The sequence below is a fragment of the Streptomyces sp. TG1A-8 genome (assembly GCF_030499535.1).
In the GTDB taxonomy this organism is placed as follows: Bacteria; Actinomycetota; Actinomycetes; order Streptomycetales; family Streptomycetaceae; genus Streptomyces.
On sequence record NZ_JASTLB010000001.1, the window covers coordinates 6,691,283 to 6,711,711 of the forward strand.

Consider the following 20,429-nt stretch of genomic DNA (forward strand, 5'->3'; position numbering starts at 1 on the left):
GCGCTCACAGCAGGTGGGGTTCGCGGCGGAACCGGCAGGACAGGTCCACGGCGGGTTCCGCGCCGCTGCCGGCCGGACCACTGCGGGGCGCCGTTCCCGCCGGCCGTGCGGCGCGCACCTCCTCGTACACGGCGCAGATGCGCGCGGCGGCCACCGGCCACGACCACCGGGTCAGCACTTGCCGCAGCGCCGTGCGTGCCAGGCGGTGGCGCAGAGGGGCGTCGTCGAGCATCCGGCCGACGGCCGCGGCCAGGGCGTGGGGGTCGCGCGGGGGCACCAGCAGCCCGTTGAGGCCGTCGCGTACGCAGTCCACCACGCCGACCACGTCGGTGGACACCACCGGAAGTCCGCTCGCCATCGCCTCCAGGATGGTGTTGGAGAAGCCCTCGGCCCAGGTGGGGCTGACGAAGACGTCCCCCGTGCGGTAGACGGCGGGGGCGTCGTGGTAGCCGGTGGGGCCGAGGACCTCCACGGCGTCGGCCAGGTCGCGCCGCCGCGCCCGGCGGGTCAGCCGGTCCAGGTCGGGGCCGGTACCGGAGACGCGCAGCCGCAGCCGCCTTCCCCCGGCGCGAAGGAGCCGCACCGCTTCCAGGAGGTCCAGGACCCCTTTGCGGACATCGATCCGGCCGTGGTACAGCAGCACCGGCGGATCGCCGAGGGCTCCCGGCCGCCGTCCGGGCGCGGGGCGGAAGAGTGCGGTGTCGGTGGCTCCGGGGACCACCGTGAACCGCCCGGCCGGTGTCCGGTGGCGGGCGGCGACCTCGTCCCTGAAGGAGGCCGAGCCGATCAGCAGCGCCGGTGCGTCCCGCAGCACCCGGCGGATCGCCGTGCGGTGGGTGGTGCAGCAGGTGCCGACCCAGTGGCCGTCGCCGCCCTGGATGGAGACCACGGCCGGGACCCCGAGCCGCTCGGAGGCCTCCAGCGCGGCCAGCCCCGTCGGATAGCCGTACTGGGCGTGCAGGACGTCCAGGGGCGCGTGGGCGTGCAGGCCGGTGATGGTGTCGCGCAGTGCGGCGACGTCCGCTTCGAAGTCCGCCGGCAGCCCGTCGCCCACGGCCTGCTCGCCCAGGGACTCCAGCGCCACCAGGCGCACGCCGTCGGGGACCCGTTCGGGCGGGGGAGGACCGCCGCCGTAGACGGCGCGGCCCCGGCGGTCGCCGCGGTACTGGGACACCAGCGTGACCTCGTGGCCCGCTGCGGTCAGGGCCCGCAGCAGGTTTTCCGCGTAGGCGCTCATGCCCGACACGGCCGGCCAGTAGCGCCGCGAGACGAAGCAGATCCTCATCGTGCCCCCCGCGGTGCGCCGACGTGACGGGGGGCGGGAGGGCGCAGGGGTCCGCCGGCTCCGGCGCGCTCGGCGTCGCGCAGCGCCTCCAGCGCGGAGCGCACCAGGGTGTCGGCGCGGTGCGCGTCGCGGGAGAGCTCCAGGCTCACCAGCCCGTCGTACCGCACCGCGCGCAGCGCGCCGAGGACGGCGGGCAGGTCCATGTCGCCCTCGCCCGGGGCGCGGTGCTCGTGCCGGCCGTACGGCATGTCCTCCACGGCGACCGCGCCGAGGTCCCGGGCGTGCCGGACGACCGCCTGGTCCGGGGTCAGCTCTCCGGTGACCAGGCAGTGCCCGGTGTCCAGGGCCAGGCGCAGGCCGGGGACGAGGGCCGCCAGCCGGGACCAGTCGGCGCAGTCCTCGACGAGCATTCCCGGCTCGGGTTCGAAGGCCGCCACCGTGCCCCGCTCGGCCGCGTGCGCCGTGACGGCGCGCACCCCCTCGACCAGGTGGCCCCACGCCGTTCCGCCGGCGGAGGTGTCCGTGCCCGGCGCCGGGACGCCGGCCCAGAACGAGACCGCTTCGCTGCCCAGGTCGGCGGCGATGTCCACGCACCGGCGCAGGAAGTCCAGGCGGCGGGCCCGGCCGGCCGGATCGGCGGTGACCAGGGTCGGCTCGTGCTTGTGCCGCGGGTCCAGCAGGAAGCGCGCCCCGGTCTCCACGGTGCTGCCCAGGCCCAGGCGGTCCAGGCGCCGGGCCAGCGCCGCCGTGCGGGAGGCCAGGCCGGGGGCGAAGGGGTCGTGGTGGGCCACGTCCACGGTGAGCGCGACACCGTCGTACCCGGTGTCGGCCAGCAGCGCCAGCGCGTCGTGCAGACGGTGCGAGGTCATGCCGTTGGTGTTGTAGGCGTAACGGAGCCTGTCAGCGGGGGGTGTCATCGGGGCGCTCCTGCGGTGGTGCGGGCCAGCGCGTGCCGGTCGGGTTCGCGGTAGAGGGGGTACAGCGCCCCCACCGTCCGCCGCGCGGCGGCGACGTCGAACCAGGCGGGACCGCCCAGCCGTTCGCGTGCCCCGGGCGTCAGGTGCACCGGCCGTGCCCCGGCGCGGGGGACGGGCCCCACGCCGGCCAGCGGGTGCCCGCGCTCCGTCAGCCTGCGTACGCCGCGTTCGCCGATCCTCGCGTAGGACATGGTCTCCACCTCCATGCCGGGGACGAGCACCTTGACCGCGTGGGCTCCGGGACCGCCCGCGTCGATCACCAGGACGTCGAAGTCCGCCAGGCGCCGCAGCAGGTCCCCGAGGAGGACGGCGGGGTCGTCCAGCGAGCCGGGCGGCACGGTCGGCAGGCAGGAGAAGGGCACGCTGGAGCACCGGGACAGCACGGTGGGCTCCAGCAGCTCCCGCAGCCGCGGGGCGTCCAGGGCGGTCCAGGCCCTCATCGCCGACAGCGCTCTGGGCTCCTGCTCCGCCGGGGGCGAGGACAACTCGCGCTCGAGGTACCCGGGCGGGGCGATGCGGGCGACCGTCTCCAGCGGGCCGTGGGAGAAGACTTTGCGCGCGCGGGAGGAGGCGTACTCCGTCAGCGCCTTGCGCAGCGCCGTCTCGCGGTCCGGGTGCGCGGCCTCGCCGCACGCGGTGAGCACCAGCGCTGCCGCGCCGTCCCGGGTACCCGGCGCGTCGTCCGTGCCGACCACGTGGACGTCGGCCAGGCCGAACTGGGTGGAGGCGAGCTTGGGCAGCACCCGGACGCCCGCCTCCCGCAGCCGGTCGAGGACGCGGCGGGTGACCGGGTCGCCCACCTCGTCCAGGTCGATGACCACGCCCTCGTCCATCGCGCGGTGCGCGGTGGCGTTGCCGTCGCGCTGGAGGATCTCCAGCAGCGCGTGGGACAGGGCCCGCTCCCGGGTGTCCCCGGCGCCCAGCCCGTTGGTGACCGGCGTGGTCAGCCAGCCGCCGGGCGGGGGACCGCCGGGCAGGTCCGAGGTGCAGGAGGCGGCGAACTCGGCGGGCACCATGACTTCCTCACCGGTGCGGTGGCGGCGCGCGGGCACCCACTCCAGGGGGCGCTCGGGGCCGTAGTCCGCGCCGGCCGGCAGCACGAGGCCGACCGGGTCGGCGACCCGGTCCCGGCCCCGCGCGCGCACCAGTTCCGCGTAGGAGGCGCGGTGGCGTTCGGTGCGGGCCAGGTGGCGTGCCAGCAGCACCTCCTCGGCCAGTTCGCCGTAGGCGCCGGCCCGGGCCCGGGCGAGGTCCGCCCCATACCCGCAGGCGCTCTTGCGGATGCCGGCGGCGTCCAGGTGGTCGGCCGAGACGACCGGCAGGCCGGTGCGGTCGGCGGCGCTGATGTCGAAGTCGTGCTGTGCGCCGGGGGCGAGCGCGTTCCGGTAGGCCCTGACCGCCGGGTGCTCGCCGGCGGCGCTCACCGGCCGGCTCCCAGCGGGAGCGCGGCCGTGTCGGGCCGGCCGGCCAGCTGGTGGTCGAACAGGCGTAGGACCTCCGCGGTGGTCACCGGGGCGGCGAACTCGAACGGGGTGGCCACCGCCTCGAAGTCCAGTGCGCCGATCACCGAGCGGTAGTGGCGCACCTCGTCGTGGGAGAGCGGTATCCGGGCGTGGTAGGCCTTGTGGCAGGACAGGGCACGCGGCACGGTGCCGTCCAGGTCGACCTTGAGGGCGTCGCCGCAGAACAGGATCCCGCGGCGCGCGTCGTGCAGCACGCAGTGGCCGGGGAAGTGGCCGCCGGTGCGGTGCACGGTCAGTCCGGGCGCCAGTTCGAGGCGCTCGTCCACCGGCCAGGTGACCCGGAACGCCTTCGTCCACGCCAGGTCCTGCACGCCGACGGCCACCACCGCGGGGGCGAAGTGGCGCTGCAGCTGCCACAGGGCCCCGTAACCGTGGACGTGACTGGCGCCCAGCCGGGTGACGCCGCCGAGCCGTTCGATCTCGGCCAGCGCCCCGGGCGGGTAGTACGGGGCCCCCTCCCAGGCGACGTTGCCGCCCTCGGCCTCGATCAGCCAGCCCGTCGAGCCCAGGCCGAAGGACGGCAGGGCGCGGAATGCGGTGACGCCCGGCACGGGCCGGTGCCAGTGCGCGGCCAGCAGGTCCCCGACCGCCTTCTCCCCAAGGATGTGCCAGCCCTCCTCGGGCAGTTCGTTGCGCACGTCGCAGCAGACCGGGCAGGCGGGCGGGGTGGCGAACCACTTCTGCCAGTGCCCGCAGTTGGCGCAGGCGTACATCGTCAGGGTCATCGTCGGCCTTCCTCGGCGGTGGACGGCAGCGGGGCCGGCACGGGGGCCGCGGGAGCGCGCGACAGCGCCTCCAGCAGGAGCCGGTGCAGGGCCAGGTCGCGGTGCAGCGGCCACGGCCAGGCCCGCCGCACCGGGCAGCCGGCGCGCACCGCGACCGCGGCCGAGGAGAACTCCCCGACCTGGACGGCGAAGGGGGACGTCCCGGTGGCGAACGGCACGGACGCGCGGTGCGCGGTGTCCGCGCGGGTGAGCCACAGCTTCCCCCGGCGTCCTGGCCGAGCGTGTCGACGGCGGTCAGCTGCCCGCGGGTGCCGGTGACCTCCAGCCGGCGGCGGGGCAGCGTGTCCGGGGTGTTGTAGGCGACGTGCAGGCAGACCAGGACCCCGCCGCCGGTGCGGCCGGCCAGTACGGCGCCGTCGTCGACCGGGTAGGGGTGCACCCGGTGCTGCACCAGCGCCGTCAGCTCCGCCACGTCGTCCCCTCCGAGCAGGACGCCCACCAGGTCCAGTCCGTGCGGCGCCAGGTCCAGGGCGGCCCCGCCGCCCGCCCGCTCCGGATCGGCGCGCCAGTTGTCGTGGGGGCGGCCGTCCGGCGACCAGGCGGGCGGCAGCCAGCAGCAGTAGGTGATCCGCACCGCGGTGACCGTCCCCAGCGCCCCGGACGCCACCACCTCCCGCGCGGCCCGGTGGGCCGGGTGGAAACGCTGGTCGTAGGCGGTCGCCGCCAGGATCCCCGCCCGGTGGCAGGCGGCGACCAGCCGCTCGGCGTCGGCGAGGTCGGCGGCCAGTGGTTTCTCGCACAGCACCGCGGCCCCCGCCGCGGCGGCCGTCGCGGCCGCGCCGCGGTGGGCGTGGTTGGGCGTCGCGACGTACACCGCGTCGGGTCGGTGCACGGCGAGGAGGGAGCCGAGGTCGGCGGCGGTCGGGACGCCGGGCGCCCGGGCCGCCAGCCGGGCGGCGGCGGCCGGGTCGGCGTCGGTCACGGCGACGAGCCGGGGTACCGCGCCGGCCCCGGTGCCGGCGGCCGCCAGCAGTCCGGGCAGGAAGTGGTCCCGGGCCACCCAGCCGCATCCGGCGACCGCCCACCGGCACACGGCGGCGGGGGAACCCCGCCCGTCCGCCGCGTTCACCATCGCTCCGGCAGGTCCAGAAGCACCCGGTGGCGGGCCAGATCGGCCACCTCCGGCGTCAGCCGTCCCACCGCGGCGTCGGCGAGCAGGGCGCGGGAGAGGCCGACGCGGTCGGGCAGGTAGGCGCGGGCGCCGGGCCCGTACTCCTCCCGCCAGCGTTCCCCGGGCCAGTGCAGCAGACCGTCGTGGTACAGCGGGTTGGGACGCAGCGGCCGTCCGGGCACGGGCCGCTCCGGCGACAGCGGACCGTACCCGGGCGGCGGGGGCGGGACGCTCACCAGGGCCATGGCCTCGCAGCCCGTCAGCGCCCCGGCCGCGCGCGGCCGGGGGAGGGCCCCCGTCAGCGCGGCGCGGGTGAGGTCGGCGTCGTCGTAGCAGACCGCCCCCGGCAGCAGCGCGCACCATCCGGCCGGACTCAGCGGCAGTCCCAGGACCGGTCCGGGCACCAGGGAGTTGTGGCAGTGCCCCAGGACGACCCCGCCGCCGGCGGCGTACGCCAGCGCGCGGCGCACCACCTCCTCCTTGCGGGGCAGGAAGTACAGCGCGTCGTGGCACGCCACGTAGGCGGGACGGCCCGGGGAACGCAGCGGCCACGGCGCGGTGACGTCGGCGCACACCAGCCGCGCCCGGGGGACGACGAAGCGACGGGCCAGCCACAGCTTGGCGAAGACCACGTCGATCCCGGTCACGTCCCGGTGCCCGCGCAGCCGCAGTTCCCGCAGCAGGTGCCCGGCCCCGCACGCCAGCTCCAGCACCGGCAGGCCGGCGGGGGAGTGCCGGGCGGTCAGGGCGAGCACGGCCAGCCAGGTCGGATCGCTCCACCGGTGCAGGAAGTACGCCCCGACCCGGCCCATGCCCAGCAGTCCCACCGCCTCGCGCAGGGTGCCCGCCCCCAGCGCGGCACGCAGCGCGCCCGGGGAGGGGGCCGGGCCGTCCCACCAGTCGTCGGAGTCGGCGAGCAGGACGAGCGCGGCACCGTCCGGATCGCCCTCCTCCATCCGGCGCACCGCCCGCCGACGCAGCTCCTCGCGGCCGGTGCGCAGCCAGGGGATGCCCGCCACGACGGGCCAGCGCCGTTCGCCGTCGGACAGCAGTCCGGGACCGCAGGACCGCAGCGGGGCCCCGTTGCCGGGGCTGACCAGGTCCGCCGTGCCCGGTGCCGCCGCCCCCGCGACCCTCCTGTCCCCGACCGCCGCGGGACCGGCCGCGGCGTTCCCGGCCGCCGCGCGGTCCGCCGGGCCCCTCATGCCGTCCCCGCCGCGTCCAGCACGCTCCGGTGGAAGCCGGACACCGCGCACGGGTGCACCAGGTCCAGGTCCTCCAGGGCCTGCTCGGCGGTGAAGGCGGCGGCCCGCGCGTGGTGGCGGACCTGCAGGACGCGGTCGAGGACGTCGGCGGCGTGGAAAGCCCGTGCGGCCGGCGTGCCGGCCCCCTCGCGCAGGGAAAGGAGGTGTTCCACGCGCGCGGCGAGGTCCTCGGGCAGGGCGGCGAGCTGCTGCCGCGCCAGCCGTGCGAGGACCGCGGGCAGGTGGTCCCCCAGCAGTTCCTCCCCGGCGAGGCCCGCGTCGGGCAGTACGGCGTTGTGCAGGTGGTGCGCCAGGCCGAGCAGGAAGACGTCACCGGGCGCGGCGCCGAACGCCCCGGCCAGCAGCACCCCGTGGACCGCCACCGCCCAGCAGTGGTCGCCGTGGCTCTCGGGCGGCTCGACCATCAGCCGTGGTCTTCCCGGGCGGGTGGCGCCCGCCCGGGGCTGGGCGCACAGCGCCGCCGCGAACCCGGGCGGCGGATCCCCGTACGGATCCGTCACCAGGTCCGGCAGCGCCTCGACCAGCAGACCGCACGTCACCGGGTCCATCCGGTCCGCGTGCTGTGCGACGGACCGCTCCAGCACGGCCACCGCCTCGTCGGCCGTCAGCCCGCACCGCCGCAGCACCGCACCGTCGATCCCGGCCAGACGCGCCCCGGCCACGGCGGCCGCGCACTCGCGCACGGCGATCCGGCCGGGGTCCCCGTCCCGCACCAGCTCCGCCCACGACCGGCAAAAGGCCCGTTCGGCCATCGAGGCGCCGCTGCCGGCCGTGCGCACCCTCTTGAGGTCGCCCACCTCGCGCAGCAGCGGGACGACCGCCCGCACCGCCTCGCGCGGTACTTCCCCCTCCCGCTGCGCGGGACGGGCCGCGGCCTGCGTCACGACCGTCCGCCCGTCGCGGCCCGGCCCCCGCCGTCCAGCCAGTCCAGCAGCGCCTGTTCCTGACGGTGCAGGGCGTGCTCCGGGACGCTGCCGTCGGCGGTCATCGGGGCCTTGAAGAAGAACCCGAACTGCTCCTGCACCCCCCGCTCCCCACGGCGCCGCGCCTCGGCCAGCAAGCGGATCAGCTCCAGCACCAGCGGAGCGGCCAGGACGGAGTCCCGGCACAGGAAGTCGATCTTCATCTGCATCCGGTGGCCGAGGAAGCCCACGAGGTCGACGTTGTCCCACGCCTCCTTCTCGTCGCCGCGCGGCCGGTAGAACTCGATGCGCACCTGGTGGTCCTCCACCGGGTAGCCGAGCAGCGCGTCCAGGACCGACTCCTTGGTGGCCGTCTTGCTGGCCAGCGAGTCGGGATCCTCCAGCGCCCGGCCGTCGCGGTTGCCCAGCAGATTGGTGGAGTACCAGCCCTCCACCCGCAGCGCCCGCGAGCGCAGGGCGGGGGCGAGGACCGTCTTGACCATGGTCTGCCCGGTCTTGCCGTCCTTCCCGGCGATCGGCACGCCCTGCCGTTCGGCCAGGTGCGTCAGGGCCGGTACGTCGGCCCCGCAGCTGGGGGTGAAGTTCAGGTACGCCATGCCCTCCCGCAGGGCCGCGTAGGCGTAGAGCATGGCGGGGGTGACCGCCTCGTCGCCCGTGTCCAGTGCCGCTTCGAACGCCTCGGTCGAGGCGAGGGCGGGCGACGCCGGGTCGGGCAGGCGCTCGGTCGAGGCGAGGTTGACGACGACCACCTCGTCCAGGCCCTGGGCCCGCCGAAAGCGCCGCAGGTCCTCCCGGATGCGTTCCGTGCGCTCGCGCGGGCTGTCGAACGACACGACGTTGGCGCCGGTCACCGCGCGGCAGTAAGCCGGGTCCGCCACCGCCGGCCACGGCCGCAGCTGCTGGAGCCGGGGGGCCGCGGCCTCGATCTGGGCCGGTTCGAGGACGCGGTGCAGGTGCGCCGCCTTGGCCAGGTCGTCCGGCGAGACGTCCCAGCCGCCGAACACCAGTTCCTCGTAGGGCACCAGGTTCGTGCGCGACGCCAACGGCAGCCCGTCCCGGCCGCAGATGCCGAGCCTGAGCAGTTCCACCCCGGCCACGGCGGTGGTCGCAACCGCCCCGCCCAGTCCCACGACGGCGGCACCCAGCCGGCCCGCCGGAGTCCCCGGGCGCTCGTGCCGGACGGATCGTCCCTCGGTCGCTCCGTGCATCGCTCTCTCCGTTCGCCTCGCCGACGGGACACGGCCGGGCTCCGGTCGAAGGGTGCCGGGCACGGCCGACGGTCCCGCGCGGTCCGCGGAAGCCTCTTCGCGCGGCGGTCCGATCACCGCAGCGGCGCCGCCCAGTCTTCACGCGGCCGCTGACGGGCGCACCCGTGGGAGGACATCGCGGTTCCGCGGTTTCGTCCTCGTCCGTACGGCGGACGGGCGCGGAACTGGGCCGATGCGCGCGTGCCACCACGCGGCCGAACGCCCGGACGGGGCGGCCGAACGGGTGATCCCCTCGTTCGAGGTGCCGGGTGGTGCCGGTGGCGAGGACACTCGTGCCGGGATGCCGGGATGCCGGGATGCCGGGGCGCCGGGGTGCCGACGGGCCCGGGCCGTCCCGTCGGGCGGAACAGCGCCTCCGCGTTGCCGGAGGCGGCCCCGGAACGGTCCGCGGGACGGGGGACGCCGTCGAGGAACCGCCGGACCGCTGCCGCGTCGGGCCGGTGGAAGGACGGTCGGCGGAGAAGAGCGCCCGGTCGGCGCCGGTGAAGGCGGGGGTGTCGCGCAGCGGGCTTCCTGGAGCATTCCGCTGCTGGTGGTGCGGACGTCGGTGGTGAGGCGGTCGAGATCCGGCGTCCGGGGTGCTTGGCGGTGCCCCTGCCCGGCGTTCCGCCAGGGGTGGTCCGGCCTCGGGGAACATCGGTACAGCGGTTGGCGCTGGGATTGATCATGGTCACGGTGTGAGTGCGCCGACCCGGTTCTCGTACCTCGCGGCGGGCCTTGCGCTGGGCTGGCACTGCGGGAAGACCCTGGCCGCCGTCGAGCGGCTGGCAGTGGGCGAGGAGCTTGCGGTGTACGGCGGGGACGGCGCTGACGCGCAGGGTGTAGCCCCGGCCGCGCCGTACGGTCGTCCCCTGGTCGAGCGCGACCCGCTCGGCGGGCTCCAACTCGGCAGCGCGGAGGAAGTCGGCGACCCTGCCCGGCATGTCGAGCGTGACCGGCAGCTCCGCGGCGGGCTCGCCCTCCTGACTGGCGGTGTGGTCGGGCAGGAGGTCGGCGACGGCGGTCCGGATCGCGCCGCGGCTGACACCGTGGTCGCGAGCGAGAGCGGCGATGGAGCGGCCTTCCAGGTACGCGGTGCGCACGTCACCGGCCTTCGTGGCCGCGGCGGCGGGACGGCGCCCGGCCTTCGCGCCCTTGGCCTCGGCGGCGCGCAGCCCGTCGTACGTCAGCTCGCGCTGGAGGTCGCGTTGGAGTTCGCCGGCGGCGGCGAGGGTCTGCACCATGAACTTCACGGTGGACAGCAGCTCGCCGGTGCGCGGGTGGCGGGCGGTGAGGTCCATGGCGGAGAACGCGCCGTCGTGGATGCGCAGGGCGAGCTGGTCGCGGTGCAGGACTTCGAGGACGTCGAGGATGTGCTGGTTGCCGCGTACGAGGCGGAACATCTCGGAAATGTGCACGGTGTCGCCCGGCCGCGCGTAGGTGAGCGGCTCGCGGAACTTCGGCCGCTGGAGCGGGTGGAGGCGGCTGGGGGTACCCGGGTCCTCCTCGAAGACGATCGGGTCCTCGATTCCTGCCTCGGCGAGGACGAGGTCCTGACGGGTGGTGGACTGCTGGTCGGTCGACACCCTCTTGTAGACGAGATTGGCCACGCTGTTCCCCGCTTCTGCCGCCGCATCGGACCTCGGGTGTCATCTGACCCCGTCGTCAGCCGTCATCGGATCCCATGGGATCGCAGCCGCCGTCAGGTCCCGGAACCACTGGGTTCATTGGACGTCAGCCGTGCCTGTCGTCATTCGATCGTTTGCCGACACAGGGCCTATTTCTGGCGATGCCCGCGGGGGCTTGCAACAGCGTTCGCTCAGTCCTCGGGCCTGGGGGCGAGGGTGATGAGGGCGGTGGCGATCTGGTCGAGGCGGGCAGGGGCGAGGGCGTAGAGAACGTAGTAGCCCTCGCGCTGGGTGGTGGTGAGTCCTGCCTGGGTGAGCTGATGGAGGTGGCGGGAGGTGACGGAGGGGGACAGGCCGAGGAGAGAGGCGAGTTCTTGCGTGGTGCGGCTCTGGGCGGCGAGGTGGGTGACGATCCGCAGGCGTGGGGCGGCGGCCAGAGCCCGGAGCGCGGTGAGGGTGTCTTCCTGACTGGCGGGGCGGGCGGTCGAGGCGGGCGCGAGGGGCAGAGCGGGGTAGGTGATCCGCAGGGGCCAGGGGGCGTCGCAGGTGACGCGGACGTGGGGCCAGACGTAGTGGCTGGCGGTGAACGTCACGGGGTGGTCGCGTGTGACGGAGATGTCGTGGTCGTGCGGACGGTCGAGGCGCAGGGTCCGGCGGCCGGGGTCCACGCGGATCTGGGGAGCGAGGGTGCGGAGCATCGGGAACAGGCCGTGGTGGGCGATCCGGGCGCCTGAGCGGGTGATCGACTCGTACAAGGAGGGCTCGATGCGCTCCCACTCCTGGGCGAAGGCGGCGTCCCAGTAGTCCTCCAGCACGGTGAGCGCGTCGTCGAGGACGGGGAGGGGGTCGGTGAGGATGCCCTCCAGGCGTGCCGCCCGGCTTGGGTCGCTGTTGCGGTACTCGGTGAGTACCGCGTCGCGGGTGGCGCGGTCGTCGACGAGGTCGTCGCCGGTGTGGCGGGTGGTGTCGACGAGCGTTCGGGCGAGTTCGGCGGCCAGCAGAGCGGGCGGCAGGCCCCGTACGGCCGCGAGCTGGTCCGCGAAGTCGGCGTCGTGATCACCGGTGCGGCTTTCGAAGAGGGCGGGGATGTAGTCGGCCACGACGAAGTCGTGGCCGCGCATACGCCGGCGCAGGGCGGCGGGCAGGCGGCGGCACCGCCTGACCCAGGGGACGTGCAGGGCGTGGTGGCCGGGGTCGGTGAGGACGTGCCAGGAGTGGACGGCTTCGAGCAGGGGGGAGACGGAGAAGGCGATGTCCTCCTCGACCGTCTCGGCGAAGCGCAGGGTGATCACGATTGCAGGATTTCACAATCAGTTGATCGGAACCGGTCGTCCCGGTCAGGCTCAGGAGCGGATCGCGCGCCGTCCGGCCGCAGGTCGACTCCCCTCCGTTTCGAGCAAAGGCTGCAGGTGACTCCATGACTACGCCCGAAGCGCCCTGGCAGGCCGTACTGGACTCTGACGGCTGCCCGTACACCGTCCACCAGCATGCCGCCGCGCACAGTGTCGCCGAGCGCCAAGCCCTGCCTTTCCCCTGGTCGCAGGCGGTGAAGACGCTCGCCTTCGCTACGTCGGACTTCCCGCTGTTGCTCGTGGTGCTGCGGGCGGAGGATCGGGTGGACTTCGCCCGTCTGGCGGCTCTTTCGGGCACTAGCCGTTCCCGGCTGCGCGCGGCGGACGCCGGCCTGCTCGCCGCGGAGGGCCTGGTGCCCGGTGGCGTGCCTCCGGTCAGCCACCGGCCCGGGGTGCCGTGCCTGATCGATGCCGCGGTCGCCAACCCAGGCCGGCCCGTCTACTGCGGTGCCGGATCGGCCGACCGCACCCTCCAGATCAACTCCGCCGACCTGGCCCGCCTCCCCCGCGCCCAGGTGGGCGCCCTCTCTCGGTAGCCGTCCCACCTGCGCGCCGGGCCCACCCCTCGTCACTGCTCACACCACCGCACCGCCCTTCGCCGGTTGCGCGGCACAGATCAGGAAGTCCCAGCTCATGGTGAAGACGGAAAGCCTTCTCGCGTTCGCCGCGATGTCCCTCGTCGTGATCGCGATCCCCGGCCCGAGCGTCCTGTTCGTCGTCGGCCGCGCCCTCGCGCACGGCCGCCGCACCGCACTCGCCACCGTCCTGGGCAACCTCCTGGGCTGCTACGCCCTCGTCCTCGTCGTCGCACTCGGCGTCGGCGCCCTGGTCCAGAGCTCGACCACCGTGTTCACCGCCGTGAAGCTGGCCGGCGCCGTGTACCTCGTCTACCTCGGCGTCCAGGCGTACCGCCACCGTGGCCGGCTGCGCGCCGATCTGACGACCGGGCAGGGCGAACGGCGCGGTGATCTGCGCACCGTCCTGGACGGCCTGCTGGTGGGCGCCACGAACCCCAAGGGCCTGGTCTTCTTCGCCGCGGTCCTGCCACAGTTCGTGAACCACGACGCGGGGAACATCCCGTTGCAGATGATGGTCCTTGGCCTGATCCCGGCCGGGATCGGCCTGGTCTGCGACACCGTCTGGGGCCTGGGTGCCTCGGCGGCCCGAACCTGGTTCGCCGGCTCCGACCGGCGCCTGTCGATGATCGGCGGCGCGGGCGGCATCGCACTGATCGGCCTCGGGCTCGCCGTCGCCACCACCCGCCACTGACCCCGCTGCAACGTCCACCCCGCGCGTCCGGCGGTGCGAGCGCCCCGGCTCCGCCCGCAGCCGCCTGCCTGTGAGTCTCCAGTGCCGTCGTCTTCGTCCAGCTCCGGCGCGTCCGGGTCGCGCAGCGGGCGCAGGGCGCCGGCTGCCGGGGTCGAGGCGGTGAAGCTGTAGCGGCCGAGCAGGTTGGGGTTGCGGTGCTTGAGCGGGGACAGGCGGGCGACATCCTCGTCCTGGATCTCGTGGTCTTCGGCGCGGAGCCGGCCGACGGCGGTGTCGATGTACTGCGTGGTCCACAGCACGATGGCGTTGAGGACCAGGCCGAGCGCGCCGAGCTGGTCCTCCATCCCGTCGCGGTACGCCTGGTGGATGGTGCCGCGCTTGCCGTGGCACACGTCCCGCGCGAGCGTGTGGCGGGATTCCTGCACGGTGAGCTGCCGGTTTCATCTGCCGCCGGTAGGTGTCGTCGACCGGTCGACCACGCGCAGCAGGTGCTCGGTCTTGGCGATCCGCCCGTACTCCGCGAACGCCGCCCCGAGCGGCGTCGGGCGGCCGTCGCGGCCGAACATGCGCAGCAGGTCGTAGGCGCGGACCTGGTTGGTGGCCAGGGAACCGGCGACCTTCAGCATGTCCGGCCAGTGCGTGATCACCTTGTTCAGGTTGACCCGGTTGCGGGCCAGGTCCTCCACCGCACCGTAGGTGCCCGTCTCGACGCCGGGCATCGTGGCCCGCCAGAACCGCTGATCGTCCAGGTCGCGGAAGCGGGGGCTGAAGTTGTGGCCGAGGATCTTGAACAGGCCGAACACCATGTCGAAGTACGAGGCGTGGTCGGTCGCCACCATCTCCGGCTTCACCCCGCCGTCCAGGTTCAGCAGCGCGTCCAGGATGTGCGGGGAGTCGCGCGGGGTGCCGGGGACGACCATCTGCCCGATGCCCGCGACCTGGTCGTTGACGGCGTTGAGCCAGGTGATGCCGCGCTTGAACCCGAAGTGCTTCGGCGACGGGGCGGCGTTGATGGTGCGCACCGGCACCTGGAAGCGCAGCCCGTCCACGGAGGCGAGCAGCCCGTCGCCCCAGGAGCGCGCGATCGGGATGCCGGCCTGGGCGGCGATGAGAGCGGCGTTCGCCGTGGCGATGGTGTCGGCGCGCAGGTGGTACTGGTCGACGTGCACGAGCCGGGCGCGGGTCAGGGCCTCGTAGCCGGGGTTGACCACCGGGGCCAGGCCGATGTTGCACGCCTCGGACACCAGCAGCGCGACTACCGAGGTGGGCAGGTCCTTCATCCGGGTGGTGCCGTCGCCGAGGTGGACGAAGGCGTCGAGGAACCCGGTCCAGGCGTTCACCTCGAACAGCAGGTCCGGCAGGTCGATCTTCGGGAGCATCTTCTCGACTCGCTGGCGCAGCCAGGTCAGGGACTTCGGTTCGCCGAGGGCGCCGAGCTTGTCGACGTTCAGCTTCACCCGCCCGTCGCCGGCCACCTCGATGGAGACCTTCGCCGCCGGACCCGCCTCCTCCAGACGTTCGGCGAGCTGCTTCCATCCGGCGTCCAGGCCCCGCACCAGCTCCGCCAGGTGCTCGGTGACGGGCATGTCCAGGCTCAGGGCCGCCAGGACGTCCTCCTCGACCGCGTCCCAGCCGGGCCCGTCCAGCAGGCGGGCCCGCGGGTTGGACCAGCGGTGCGACCGAGCGGCGAAGACGTCGCGGTTGTTCAGGGCCCGGTGCAGCTGCTCCAGCACGCACACACGTACGCGTCCCGGTCCACCGCGCCCTGCGGCAGATTCGGATTGGCGTACACCGCCTTGCGCCACGCCGGCGGCACCAGCTTGTCGTCCACCTCGCGCGGCAGCAGCGGCTTGATGCCCACCTTCCGCCGCGCCAGCGCCGGAAGACCCCGCACCCCGGCCAGGACCCGCTTGCCGGCGCTCGCCGCGTCCAGCGCCTTCGACTCGCCCAGCAGCGCGAGGAACGGGCGCACCGTGGCGTACCGGATCGCGAGCGCGGCTCGCATGGTTACCTCGGCCGAGTTCTCGTCCTCGGGCACCAAGGTCACCACGGTGGCCGCCGCGGTCGTCACGGCGGCGCGCGGGGCGATCTCCTCCAGCGCCGCCCACAGCGCGGCCACGTCCAGGTCCGCGCCGTGCTCCTCGACCAGCTCCAGCTCCTCGACCATCACCTCCCAGGCGCGGGCCACCAGCCGTGACGCCTTCTCCAGCTGCGGCAGCGTGGACAGCCGCTCCTTCTCCGTCTTGCGCTTCGCCGTGTTCGGCAGCCGGGTGGCCATCAGGACCTGGAACAGGTCCAGGGCCTCGTCGATCGCCTTCGCCTCCAGGTGCCGCATCACCGCGGTGAGCATCGCCGTGCGCTTCGGTTCCGCCGCCCGCTCCAGCAGCGGTGCCTTCGACCCCAGCGCGTACCGGGCCAGCGCCGCCATCCGGTTCGGCGGGATCTGCGACAGCCGCAGCCGCCCGAGCCGGTACGCGCCGATCTCGTCCACCCGCTCCAGCGCGCGGGCGAACGCCGTGCCCGTCGTCCCCCTCCACCCGTCCACCGCACCACCGGGACGCCCCCGACGCGGGGCGGGACGCGGCTGTTCGATCCTACGAACTTGGCGCGCACCGGGTTACCGCTCCCGCCGAAAACTGATAGGAAACTTTACTACCAGCCAGGTAAGGTCCGCCCTTCCTCCGCCCTGGAGTCCTTGTGGTGCACGCAGGCCGCGAAACGACAGTCCCCGCACGCCCCTCCCGGCGCACCGCCATCGCCGTGCTCGGCGCCGTCGCCTCCGGCGCCCTGTTCAGCGCCTCGCGCGTCGCCGCGGCGCCGACCGCCGCGCCCGGCCTCGACGACCCGGCGAAGAAGGAGATCGCCATGCAACTGGTCTCCAGTGCGGAGAACTCCTCGCTCGACTGGAAGGCCCAGTACGAGTACATCGAGGACATCGGCGACGGCCGCGGCTACACCGCCGGCATCATCGGCTTCTGCTCCGGCACCGGCGACATGCTCGACCTCGTCCGGCTCTACGCCGACCGCCGGCCCGGCAACGTCCTCGCCGGGTACCTGCCCGCGCTGCGCCGGGTGGACGGCAGCGACTCGCACGACGGCCTCGACCCGAACTTCCCCGGGGACTGGCGCAAGGCCGCCCAGGACACCGTGTTCCAGCGGGCCCAGAACGACGAACGCGACCGCGTCTACTTCGACCCCGCCGTCTCCCGCGGGAAGTCGGACGGCCTGCGCGCACTCGGTCAGTTCATCTACTACGACGCCACCGTCATGCACGGCGACGGCGACGACCCCACCAGCTTCTCGGGCATCCGCGCGCGTGCCCTGCGCACCGCCAAGCCGCCGGCCCAGGGCGGCAGCGAGACCGCGTACCTCAACGCCTTCCTCGACGCCCGGGTGTGGGCGATGGAGCAGGAGGAGGCCCACAGCGACACCAGCAGGGTCGACACCGCACAGCGGGTCTTCCTGCGCAAGGGCAACCTCGACCTCGACACGCCGCTGGACTGGAAGGTGTACGGGGACGGCTACCACATCGGCTGATCCGCTCCGGCCTGCCGTGCCGGAGCCGTGCCGGCGTCCGGCAGGACTGGGGCACCGCGCTCGGCTATCACGCGCAGGGCCTGTGGAGCGCCTGGGCCGAGCGCCTGCGCCACCGCACCGTGTCCTGCGGGCACTTCACGGCCGAGGAGGACCTGCGGCCGATTCGCCGCCGAGATCCGCGCGATGGCCGGCCGCTGACGCACGGCGGCCTCCGGCCCGGAGCCCGCGCCGGTCCGCGCCGGGCCCCTCCCGCCGCGGACCGGCCCGGCGCACCGGCGCGCCCGTCGTCCCGTCCGCCCGTCGCGGCCCGGGCAGGCGGCGGAGCCGTGCCTGCGGTGTGCGGCGGACGACCCCGCCCGGGCCCGGCGTCCTGAGCGGCTGCCCGGGCCGCCGGGGCACCTGCCGCGTCGGCTCACGGCCACCGCTGCGGCCACCGCCCCCGCCCGGGCACCCGGCTGCGGTGCGCGGCCGAAGGCCCCGGGCGGCGGTGCCGTGCGCGTGCGATGATGCGCCGGTGCCCGAACTCCTGACCGACCGGCCGCGGTTGCGGCCCCGGCGTGACGACGGTCCCGATCCCCTCGCCGGGGTGTGCGCGGACCCGGAGGCGGTGCGGTGCGCCGGCGACGGCTCCGTGCGCACGCGGGAAGGGGCGGCGGGGCCGGCCCGGACACGGTCCGAGCGGGAGGAACGGGCCCACCGTAACGGAAGGGACCACCGGATCATGCACGCCACCGCGGCCCGCGACCTGACGGAGGTGCCCGGATGACCGGCACCGAAGAACCCGTCCTGCTGCACATCAGGGGGCGGTCCGCCCGCATCACCCTCAACCGGCCCGGGGCGCTCAACGCCCTCGACCACGAGATGGTCCGCCGCATCACCGGGGCGCTGAGCGCGTGGGAACAGGATCCGGCGGTGGAGGGGGTGGTCGTCACCGGTGCCGGGGAGCGGGGCCTGTGCGCGGGCGGCGACATCCGTGCCATCCACGACGACGCCCGCAACGGCGACGGAGCCGCCTCCGCCGCCTTCTGGCGTGACGAGTACCGCCTCAACGCCCGCATCGCCCGCTACTCCAAGCCGTACGTCGCCGTCATGGACGGCATCGTCATGGGCGGCGGAGTCGGGCTGTCCGCACACGGCAGCGTCCGCATCGTCACCGAGCGGTCCCAGGTCGCCATGCCCGAAACCGGCATCGGCTTCGTTCCCGACGTCGGCGGCACCCATCTGCTCGCCCGCGCCCCCGGCGAACTCGGCACCCACCTCGCGTTGACGGGCGCACGGATCGGCGCCGGTGACGCCCTGTTCTGCGGGCTCGCCAACCACTACGTGGAGTCCGCGGCCCTGCCCCGGCTGCTCGACGACCTCGCCGACCTGCCCGTAGGGGACGTCCTCGCGCGCCACGTACAGGCGCCGCCCCGGGGGCAGCTGGCCGACCGGCGCGAGTGGATCGACTCCTGCTACGCCGCCGGGACGGTGGAGGAGATCGTTCAGCGACTGCTCTCGCACGGCGATCCGGACGCGAAGGAGACCGCCGGGACCCTGCTCGGCAAGTCGCCCACCGCCCTCAAGGTCACGCTGGCCGCGATCCGCCGCGCCCGGCGCCTCGGCTCCCTGGAACGGGTCCTCGACCAGGAGTACCGCGTCTCCTGCGCGGCCCTCGGCACACCCGACCTGGTGGAGGGGATCCGCGCCCAGGTCATCGACAAGGACCGCAGTCCGAGCTGGTCCCCGGCGACCCTCGCCGAGGTCACCGACAGCGACGTGGAGCGCTTCTTCGCCCCGCTCGGCGGCCGCGAACTGCGGCTGGCCGGACCCGGCACCTCGCCGGAGACGGTGCGGTGAGCAGGACCGCCGCCCCGGTGGCCCCGGGCACACCGGCTCGTCCACGGCCACGGAACGGCCCGGCCGCCGGGCGCGCCGGTACGACCTCGGAACCGCCGCGCCGGAGGTGTGGCGACCGGTGACGGCGGCGGCCTCACAGCGCGCGCAGGCCCCGGTCGGCGAAGGCGATCAGCCACTCGAAGCTCTCGTCGACGTCGGCACTCCACCGGAAGCCGTCGGCCGCCTGCAACGTGGCGAAGCCGTGGCAGAGGCTGCGGAGCATGCGCAGGGCGTGGTCCACGTCGGCCCCCTCGACCTCGTAGCCGCGCAGGACCGCCGTGAACGCGTCCAGCAGCCGCTGTCCCGCGGTGGCCAGCGGATCGTCCGGGCCGGACGGTTCCACGCCGATCGTCGCGGCGTACCGGCCGGGGTGCTCCAGGACGAAGGCGCGGAAGGCGCGTGCCGCGGCCGCCAGGGCGTCGCGGCCCGCGTATCCCCGGACCGCGCCGTCGACGGCGTCGGCGGCCTCGTTCAACGCCAGGACCGCGATGCGCCGGTTGAGGTCCTCCTGGCCGTCCACGTGCTTGTACAGGGACGGGGTTCGCACGCCCACCCGCTCGGCCAGCGACCCCATCGTCAGGTTGGCCAGGCCCACCTCGTCGGCGAGGGCGGCGCCGGCCGCGACCACGGCGGCCGGGTCCAGGCCGGCCCTAGGCACGAGCGGCGTCCGAGCCGAGGAAGGCGAGCACGAGCGGGACCACCCGGTCGGGGAACTGGTCGTGCGGGTAGTGCCCGGCGCCCTCGATCATCTCGAGGCGACCGAGGCCGGCCGGCAGGGCGTCGACGATCGCCGAACCCTCGGCGTGCGGGTCGGCCCAGTCGGGGTCGAGCGTGCCCATCACGACCAGGACCGGGCAGCGGACGTTGCCGAGCTGCGCGCCGGCGTCGGTCGGGGCGCTGCGTCCCATGCGCTGCATGGCCTTCATCCGGCCCGGCTCGCGCAGCAGGGAGTCGATGCGGCCCAGCCGCTCGGCCCAGTCGGCCGGCTTCACCCCGGGGTAGGCCACGTCGAGGTACGAGCGCCAGAGCGGCACGCTGCCGAACGCGCCCGCGCCGAGCAGGCGTAGCATGCCCTGCCTGAAGCGCCGCACCCGCAGGTCGCCGAGACCGATCGACTGCTTGCGGGTGAACGGCGCCAGCTCGACGACCGCGGTGATCAGCGCGGGCTCCCGCGCCGCGGCGATGGTGGCGGCGCCGCCCGAGACGGAATGGCCGACGAGCACGGCCGGGCCGCCCAGGTGGCGGATCACGGCGAGCAGGTCGCCGGCGATGGCGGTGCGGCTCCAGGACGGCCAGTCGACACCGGACTCGCCGCAGCCGCGCAGATCGACCGCGGCGACCCGGTGGCCCGCCGCCACCAGCGCCGGGACGACAGCGCGGTAGGCGGCGCGGCTGTCGCCCATGCCGTGCGCGAGAACGATCAGCGGGCCGCGTCCCGCCACCTCGTACGCGATCGTGCCGCCGTCCACGGCAAGGTACTCGGTCATGACACCCCTCAGATCTGGCTAACCCCGTTAGCTATAAGCTAATACAATTAACCAAACTTGTCAACGGCGGAGTGCCGCGCGCAGAGCGAAGGTGCCGGGGTGCCTCCAGGACAGCCCGATCGTGTCCGGTACCGGCGCGCGCCGGCGCACGGGGCCGGGAAC

Annotated in this window: 18 protein-coding genes and 2 pseudogenes; 5 read left to right on the top strand and 15 right to left on the bottom strand. The window is 74.8% G+C overall.

Features of this window, described 5'->3' with window-relative positions:
• Window positions 1-4 precede the first annotated feature (4 nt).
• From QQY24_RS29660 to QQY24_RS29705, 11 genes and pseudogenes are all read right to left on the bottom strand, one after another.
• A complete protein-coding gene (locus QQY24_RS29660; RefSeq protein WP_301975786.1) occupies window positions 5-1,285 on the bottom strand; it encodes a glycosyltransferase family 4 protein in 1,281 nt (426 codons plus the stop codon).
• The gene (locus QQY24_RS29665; protein ID WP_301975787.1) at window positions 1,282-2,202 is read right to left on the bottom strand and encodes a sugar phosphate isomerase/epimerase; all 921 of its coding nucleotides are present in this window, start codon (window positions 2,200-2,202) and stop codon (window positions 1,282-1,284) included. Before QQY24_RS29665 ends, QQY24_RS29660 begins: the two co-directional genes overlap by 4 nt.
• Window positions 2,199-3,686, bottom strand: coding sequence for a YcaO-like family protein (locus QQY24_RS29670; protein ID WP_301975788.1), 1,488 nt, complete (start codon window positions 3,684-3,686; stop codon window positions 2,199-2,201). Before QQY24_RS29670 ends, QQY24_RS29665 begins: the two co-directional genes overlap by 4 nt.
• On the bottom strand, window positions 3,683-4,510 hold the full coding sequence (locus tag QQY24_RS29675) for an MBL fold metallo-hydrolase (RefSeq protein ID WP_301975789.1): 828 nt from the start codon (window positions 4,508-4,510) through the stop codon (window positions 3,683-3,685). Before QQY24_RS29675 ends, QQY24_RS29670 begins: the two co-directional genes overlap by 4 nt.
• Entirely contained in the window at window positions 4,507-4,728 is a 222-nt protein-coding gene (locus QQY24_RS29680) for a hypothetical protein (RefSeq protein WP_301975790.1), read from the bottom strand. Before QQY24_RS29680 ends, QQY24_RS29675 begins: the two co-directional genes overlap by 4 nt.
• Before the next feature lie 77 nt (window positions 4,729-4,805).
• Window positions 4,806-5,642: pseudogene (locus QQY24_RS34885) on the bottom strand (Gfo/Idh/MocA family protein); the annotation flags it as partial.
• Window positions 5,636-6,886: a bifunctional 2-polyprenyl-6-hydroxyphenol methylase/3-demethylubiquinol 3-O-methyltransferase UbiG gene (locus QQY24_RS29685; RefSeq protein WP_301975791.1), complete on the bottom strand. Its 1,251-nt coding sequence runs from the start codon at window positions 6,884-6,886 to the stop codon at window positions 5,636-5,638. The gene QQY24_RS29685 and the pseudogene QQY24_RS34885, both read right to left, overlap by 7 nt.
• Window positions 6,883-7,830: a hypothetical protein gene (locus tag QQY24_RS29690; protein ID WP_301975792.1), complete on the bottom strand. Its 948-nt coding sequence runs from the start codon at window positions 7,828-7,830 to the stop codon at window positions 6,883-6,885. Before QQY24_RS29690 ends, QQY24_RS29685 begins: the two co-directional genes overlap by 4 nt.
• Window positions 7,827-9,077 carry an inositol-3-phosphate synthase gene (locus QQY24_RS29695; RefSeq protein ID WP_301975793.1) on the bottom strand — a complete coding sequence of 417 codons (1,251 nt, stop codon included), beginning with the start codon at window positions 9,075-9,077 and terminating at the stop codon, window positions 7,827-7,829. Before QQY24_RS29695 ends, QQY24_RS29690 begins: the two co-directional genes overlap by 4 nt.
• 113 nt (window positions 9,078-9,190) lie before the next feature.
• Window positions 9,191-10,726 (bottom strand): recombinase family protein, encoded by a 1,536-nt coding sequence (locus QQY24_RS29700; RefSeq protein ID WP_301975794.1) that lies wholly within the window; start codon window positions 10,724-10,726, stop codon window positions 9,191-9,193.
• Window positions 10,727-10,935: 209 nt separating this feature from the next.
• On the bottom strand, window positions 10,936-12,036 hold the full coding sequence (locus QQY24_RS29705; protein ID WP_301975795.1) for a DUF5937 family protein: 1,101 nt from the start codon (window positions 12,034-12,036) through the stop codon (window positions 10,936-10,938).
• Between the two features lie 125 nt (window positions 12,037-12,161).
• Between QQY24_RS29705 and QQY24_RS29710 the strand changes: the two genes are divergently transcribed.
• Together QQY24_RS29710 and QQY24_RS29715 are read left to right on the top strand one after the other, a co-directional pair.
• Entirely contained in the window at window positions 12,162-12,632 is a 471-nt protein-coding gene (locus QQY24_RS29710; RefSeq protein ID WP_301975796.1) for an aminoacyl-tRNA deacylase, read from the top strand.
• 97 nt (window positions 12,633-12,729) lie between these two features.
• The gene (locus QQY24_RS29715) at window positions 12,730-13,365 is read left to right on the top strand and encodes a LysE family translocator (protein WP_301975797.1); all 636 of its coding nucleotides are present in this window, start codon (window positions 12,730-12,732) and stop codon (window positions 13,363-13,365) included.
• Window positions 13,366-13,592: 227 nt separating this feature from the next.
• Here QQY24_RS29715 and QQY24_RS29720 read toward each other — a convergent pair.
• Both QQY24_RS29720 and QQY24_RS29725 read right to left on the bottom strand, forming a co-directional pair.
• A pseudogene (locus tag QQY24_RS29720) lies at window positions 13,593-14,951 on the bottom strand (transposase); the annotation flags it as partial.
• Window positions 14,952-15,070: 119 nt separating this feature from the next.
• On the bottom strand, window positions 15,071-15,910 hold the full coding sequence (locus QQY24_RS29725) for a hypothetical protein (protein WP_301975798.1): 840 nt from the start codon (window positions 15,908-15,910) through the stop codon (window positions 15,071-15,073).
• Window positions 15,911-16,062: 152 nt separating this feature from the next.
• On the opposite strand from QQY24_RS29725, the gene QQY24_RS29730 reads away from it, so the two are divergent.
• From QQY24_RS29730 to QQY24_RS29740, 3 genes are all read left to right on the top strand, one after another.
• Window positions 16,063-16,902, top strand: coding sequence for a chitosanase (locus QQY24_RS29730; RefSeq protein ID WP_301975799.1), 840 nt, complete (start codon window positions 16,063-16,065; stop codon window positions 16,900-16,902).
• 514 nt (window positions 16,903-17,416) lie between these two features.
• Window positions 17,417-17,668 carry a hypothetical protein gene (locus QQY24_RS29735; RefSeq protein ID WP_301975800.1) on the top strand — a complete coding sequence of 84 codons (252 nt, stop codon included), beginning with the start codon at window positions 17,417-17,419 and terminating at the stop codon, window positions 17,666-17,668.
• Window positions 17,665-18,741: an enoyl-CoA hydratase/isomerase family protein gene (locus QQY24_RS29740; RefSeq protein WP_301975801.1), complete on the top strand. Its 1,077-nt coding sequence runs from the start codon at window positions 17,665-17,667 to the stop codon at window positions 18,739-18,741. The genes QQY24_RS29735 and QQY24_RS29740 overlap by 4 nt, the downstream gene beginning before the upstream one ends.
• Window positions 18,742-18,874: 133 nt before the next feature.
• On the opposite strand, the gene QQY24_RS29745 is transcribed toward QQY24_RS29740, so the two are convergent.
• Both QQY24_RS29745 and QQY24_RS29750 read right to left on the bottom strand, forming a co-directional pair.
• On the bottom strand, window positions 18,875-19,408 hold the full coding sequence (locus tag QQY24_RS29745) for a TetR/AcrR family transcriptional regulator (RefSeq protein ID WP_301976387.1): 534 nt from the start codon (window positions 19,406-19,408) through the stop codon (window positions 18,875-18,877).
• Window positions 19,409-19,430: 22 nt separating this feature from the next.
• Window positions 19,431-20,267 carry an alpha/beta fold hydrolase gene (locus QQY24_RS29750; protein ID WP_301975802.1) on the bottom strand — a complete coding sequence of 279 codons (837 nt, stop codon included), beginning with the start codon at window positions 20,265-20,267 and terminating at the stop codon, window positions 19,431-19,433.
• Between the last annotated feature and the right edge of the window lie 162 nt (window positions 20,268-20,429).